Annotated in this window: 2 tRNA genes and 3 rRNA genes; all 5 read left to right on the top strand. The window is 55.0% G+C overall.

The window, feature by feature from the left end:
* Positions 1–230 precede the first annotated feature (230 nt).
* The 5 genes from ACYPXD_RS05895 (at position 231) to rrf (ending at position 5520) form a co-directional block, all read left to right on the top strand.
* Positions 231–1761 (top strand): 16S ribosomal RNA (locus ACYPXD_RS05895).
* A 66-nt stretch (positions 1762–1827) separates the two neighbouring features.
* Positions 1828–1904: transfer RNA gene (locus tag ACYPXD_RS05900), tRNA-Ile, on the top strand.
* 41 nt (positions 1905–1945) lie between these two features.
* Positions 1946–2021, top strand: a tRNA-Ala gene (locus ACYPXD_RS05905).
* Between the two features lie 290 nt (positions 2022–2311).
* A 23S ribosomal RNA gene (locus tag ACYPXD_RS05910) occupies positions 2312–5191 on the top strand.
* Between the two features lie 215 nt (positions 5192–5406).
* Positions 5407–5520 (top strand): 5S ribosomal RNA (gene rrf, locus ACYPXD_RS05915).
* The 16S, 23S and 5S rRNA genes sit together here with 2 tRNA genes alongside, the layout of an rRNA operon.
* Positions 5521–5579: the final 59 nt, after the last annotated feature.

Genomic DNA, 5579 nt, shown 5'->3' on the forward strand with positions numbered 1-5579 from the left:
TGGGTGGTTTTCGCCGGCATGCGGCCCTTGTCGTGAAGCGATCTTTAACAATTCACAGCCGATAAGTGTGGGTGCTTGATGGCGGCGCACGATGACCTTCCGGGGTCATTGCATGGCGAAAGTATCAAGTGTCTCACACAGTATTGAAGGGTCTTCAGAGATGGAGATCGAACTGTCAGTACGTTGAGTGAGCGACCGGTTCGAAAGAACCGAAAACAGTAACAGGCATTGAACTGAAGAGTTTGATCCTGGCTCAGATTGAACGCTGGCGGCATGCCTTACACATGCAAGTCGGACGGCAGCGCGGGGGCAACCCTGGCGGCGAGTGGCGAACGGGTGAGTAATACATCGGAACGTGTCCTGGAGTGGGGGATAGCCCGGCGAAAGCCGGATTAATACCGCATACGCTCTGTGGAGGAAAGCGGGGGATCTTCGGACCTCGCGCTCAAGGAGCGGCCGATGGCGGATTAGCTAGTTGGTGGGGTAAAGGCCCACCAAGGCGACGATCCGTAGCTGGTCTGAGAGGACGACCAGCCACACTGGGACTGAGACACGGCCCAGACTCCTACGGGAGGCAGCAGTGGGGAATTTTGGACAATGGGGGCAACCCTGATCCAGCAATGCCGCGTGTGTGAAGAAGGCCTTCGGGTTGTAAAGCACTTTTGTCCGGAAAGAAAACTTCGTTCCTAATATGGATGGAGGATGACGGTACCGGAAGAATAAGCACCGGCTAACTACGTGCCAGCAGCCGCGGTAATACGTAGGGTGCGAGCGTTAATCGGAATTACTGGGCGTAAAGCGTGCGCAGGCGGTGATGTAAGACCGATGTGAAATCCCCGGGCTTAACCTGGGAACTGCATTGGTGACTGCATTGCTGGAGTATGGCAGAGGGGGGTGGAATTCCACGTGTAGCAGTGAAATGCGTAGAGATGTGGAGGAACACCGATGGCGAAGGCAGCCCCCTGGGCCAATACTGACGCTCATGCACGAAAGCGTGGGGAGCAAACAGGATTAGATACCCTGGTAGTCCACGCCCTAAACGATGTCAACTGGTTGTCGGGCCTTCATTGGCTTGGTAACGTAGCTAACGCGTGAAGTTGACCGCCTGGGGAGTACGGTCGCAAGATTAAAACTCAAAGGAATTGACGGGGACCCGCACAAGCGGTGGATGATGTGGATTAATTCGATGCAACGCGAAAAACCTTACCTACCCTTGACATGGATGGAACCTCGATGAGAGTTGAGGGTGCCCGAAAGGGAGCCATCACACAGGTGCTGCATGGCTGTCGTCAGCTCGTGTCGTGAGATGTTGGGTTAAGTCCCGCAACGAGCGCAACCCTTGTCCCTGGTTGCTACGCAAGAGCACTCCAGGGAGACTGCCGGTGACAAACCGGAGGAAGGTGGGGATGACGTCAAGTCCTCATGGCCCTTATGGGTAGGGCTTCACACGTCATACAATGGTCGGAACAGAGGGTTGCCAAGCCGCGAGGTGGAGCCAATCCCAGAAAACCGATCGTAGTCCGGATCGCAGTCTGCAACTCGACTGCGTGAAGCTGGAATCGCTAGTAATCGCGGATCAGCATGCCGCGGTGAATACGTTCCCGGGTCTTGTACACACCGCCCGTCACACCATGGGAGTGGGTTTTACCAGAAGTGGCTAGTCTAACCGCAAGGAGGACGGTCACCACGGTAGGATTCATGACTGGGGTGAAGTCGTAACAAGGTAGCCGTATCGGAAGGTGCGGCTGGATCACCTCCTTTCCAGAGCTTTGCGCTCAAAGTTGAGCACTCACACTTGTCGGCTGTGCATTGAAGGACAGGCTGAAGGGGTCTGTAGCTCAGTCGGTTAGAGCACCGTCTTGATAAGGCGGGGGTCGCTGGTTCGAATCCAGCCAGACCCACCATCTGCGTCTGCGGTGAAGGATTCCCTGAAGTGTTGTCGTGCGGGGGATTAGCTCAGCTGGGAGAGCACCTGCTTTGCAAGCAGGGGGTCGTCGGTTCGATCCCGTCATCCTCCACCAATCCCCAATACAGAATCTGCTGGCGCGAGCCGGGGATTGCGTATTGGCGGTTGCGCCGGTCAGCATCGACATGCAGTACGGGTCGGCTGTCGTTCTTTAACAATCAGGAAGAAGCAGTAGTAAGAGATCAATGAAAGCGTCTGTGAGATGGACGTGAGTAGATTGGTCAGGGTTGTGATTGTATCGAAGTATTTTTTAGGGTCCTCGATGAGAGGGCGCTTGGAATACGGCACAACGCGAAAACTCAGCCTGTAGCGGGTGGTGACTTGCGAGAGACACACCCGTTATAGGGTCAAGCGAACAAGTGCATGTGGTGGATGCCTTGGCGATCACAGGCGATGAAGGACGCGGTAGCCTGCGAAAAGCGGTGGGGAGCTGGCAAACGAGCTTTGATCCACCGATATCCGAATGGGGAAACCCACTCCGAATGGAGTATCCATGACTGAATCCATAGGTCATGTGAGGCGAACGCGGCGAACTGAAACATCTAAGTAGCCGCAGGAACAGAAATCAACCGAGATTCCCAGAGTAGTGGCGAGCGAAATGGGACCAGCCTGTACTCTTTATTCTTGCTGTTAGCCGAACGCTCTGGAAAGTGCGGCCATAGCGGGTGATAGCCCCGTAGGCGAAAGCAGTGAGGAAGAACTAGGTGTACGACAAGTAGGGCGGGACACGTGAAATCCTGTCTGAAGATGGGGGGACCATCCTCCAAGGCTAAATACTCGTGATCGACCGATAGTGAACCAGTACCGTGAGGGAAAGGCGAAAAGAACCCCGGGAGGGGAGTGAAACAGATCCTGAAACCGCATGCATACAAACAGTCGGAGCCCGCAAGGGTGACGGCGTACCTTTTGTATAATGGGTCAGCGACTTACATTCAGTGGCGAGCTTAACCGATTAGGGCAGGCGTAGCGAAAGCGAGTCCGAACAGGGCGAATCAGTCGCTGGGTGTAGACCCGAAACCAGATGATCTATCCATGGCCAGGATGAAGGCACGGTAACACGTGCTGGAGGTCCGAACCCACTAGTGTTGAAAAACTAGGGGATGAGCTGTGGATAGGGGTGAAAGGCTAAACAAATCTGGAAATAGCTGGTTCTCTCCGAAAACTATTTAGGTAGTGCCTCGTGTATCACCTTCGGGGGTAGAGCACTGTCATGGTTGAAGGGTCCATTGCGGATTACTTCGCCATAGCAAACTCCGAATACCGAAGAGTGCAATCACGGGAGACAGACATCGGGTGCTAACGTCCGGTGTCAAGAGGGAAACAACCCAGACCGCCAGCTAAGGTCCCCAAATATGGCTAAGTGGGAAACGAAGTGGGAAGGCTAAAACAGTCAGGAGGTTGGCTTAGAAGCAGCCACCCTTTAAAGAAAGCGTAATAGCTCACTGATCGAGTCGTCCTGCGCGGAAGATGTAACGGGGCTAAGCCATATACCGAAGCTGCGGATGCGTGCTTGCACGCATGGTAGGAGAGCGTTCCGTAAGCCTGCGAAGGTGCACTGGAAAGTGTGCTGGAGGTATCGGAAGTGCGAATGCTGACATGAGTAGCGATAAAGGGGGTGAAAGGCCCCCTCGCCGTAAGCCCAAGGTTTCCTACGCAACGTTCATCGGCGTAGGGTGAGTCGGCCCCTAAGGCGAGGCAGAAATGCGTAGCTGATGGGAAGCAGGTCAATATTCCTGCACCAGTGTGAAATGCGATGGGGGGACGGATCGCGGAAGGTTGTCCGGGTGTTGGAAGTCCCGGTCGCTGCGTTGGAGAAGGTGCTCTGGCAAATCCGGGCACGTAATTCAAGGGCGTGGCGCGAGTGACCCAGGTCACGAAGCAACTGGAAGGGGTTCCAGGAAAAGCCTCTAAGCTTCAGTTTCACATTGACCGTACCGCAAACCGACACAGGTGGGCGAGATGAGTATTCTAAGGCGCTTGAGAGAACCCGGGAGAAGGAACTCGGCAAATTGGTACCGTAACTTCGGGATAAGGTACGCCCTTGTAGCTTGACTGGCCTGCGCCAGAAGGGTGAAGGGGTTGCAATAAACTGGTGGCTGCGACTGTTTAATAAAAACACAGCACTCTGCAAACACGAAAGTGGACGTATAGGGTGTGACGCCTGCCCGGTGCCGGAAGATTAAATGATGGGGTGCAAGCTCCTGATTGAAGTCCCGGTAAACGGCGGCCGTAACTATAACGGTCCTAAGGTAGCGAAATTCCTTGTCGGGTAAGTTCCGACCTGCACGAATGGCGTAACGATGGCCACACTGTCTCCTCCCGGGACTCAGCGAAGTTGAAGTGTTTGTGATGATGCAATCTCCCCGCGGCTAGACGGAAAGACCCCATGAACCTTTACTGCAGCTTTGCATTGGACTTTGAACCGGTCTGTGTAGGATAGGTGGGAGGCTATGAAAGCGGGACGCCAGTCTCGCTGGAGCCGTCCTTGAAATACCACCCTGATCTGTTTGAGGTTCTAACCTTGGACCCTGAAGCGGGTTCGGGGACAGTGCATGGCAGGCAGTTTGACTGGGGCGGTCTCCTCCCAAAGTGTAACGGAGGAGTACGAAGGTACGCTAGGTACGGTCGGAAATCGTGCTGATAGTGCAATGGCATAAGCGTGCTTGACTGCGAGACTGACAAGTCGGGCAGGTGCGAAAGCAGGTCATAGTGATCCGGTGGTTCTGTATGGAAGGGCCATCGCTCAACGGATAAAAGGTACTCTGGGGATAACAGGCTGATACCGCCCAAGAGTTCATATCGACGGCGGTGTTTGGCACCTCGATGTCGGCTCATCTCATCCTGGGGCTGTAGCCGGTCCCAAGGGTATGGCTGTTCGCCATTTAAAGAGGTACGTGAGCTGGGTTTAAAACGTCGTGAGACAGTTTGGTCCCTATCTGCCGTGGGCGCTGGATATTTGAAGGGACCTGCTCCTAGTACGAGAGGACCGGAGTGGACGAACCTCTGGTGTACCGGTTGTGACGCCAGTCGCATCGCCGGGTAGCTATGTTCGGAAGAGATAACCGCTGAAAGCATCTAAGCGGGAAACTCGCCTTGAGATGAGATATCCCCGGGGCTTCGAGCCCCTTGAAGGGTCGTTCAAGACCAGGACGTTGATAGGTCAGGTGTGGAAGCGCAGTAATGCGTTAAGCTAACTGATACTAATTGCCCGTAAGGCTTGATCCTATAACCGGTGTGTTTCGCGATGACCGTCAGTGCTTCAGCACTGACGGGCATCCCGCCCCCGCAGGGGGAGCCCCCCGAAGGGGGCAGGAACACGCACACGGTTGAGAAGATCGACGTTGTGCCTGAAACAACACAACCCCGACACACTCCCTTACCCCACGCTTCTTCCCGATTGGTTCTGCTGCCCCCAGCACGCAGCAGGACAACAAGTCATGCCTGATGACCATAGCGAGTCGGTCCCACCCCTTCCCATCCCGAACAGGACCGTGAAACGACTCCACGCCGATGATAGTGCGGATTGCCCGTGTGAAAGTAGGTAATCGTCAGGCTCCCCCTCGCAGAAACACTAACCCCGCCCTCATCAGGGCGGGGTTTGTGCGTTTACGGC

The organism is Paraburkholderia sp. 2C (assembly GCF_054589215.1).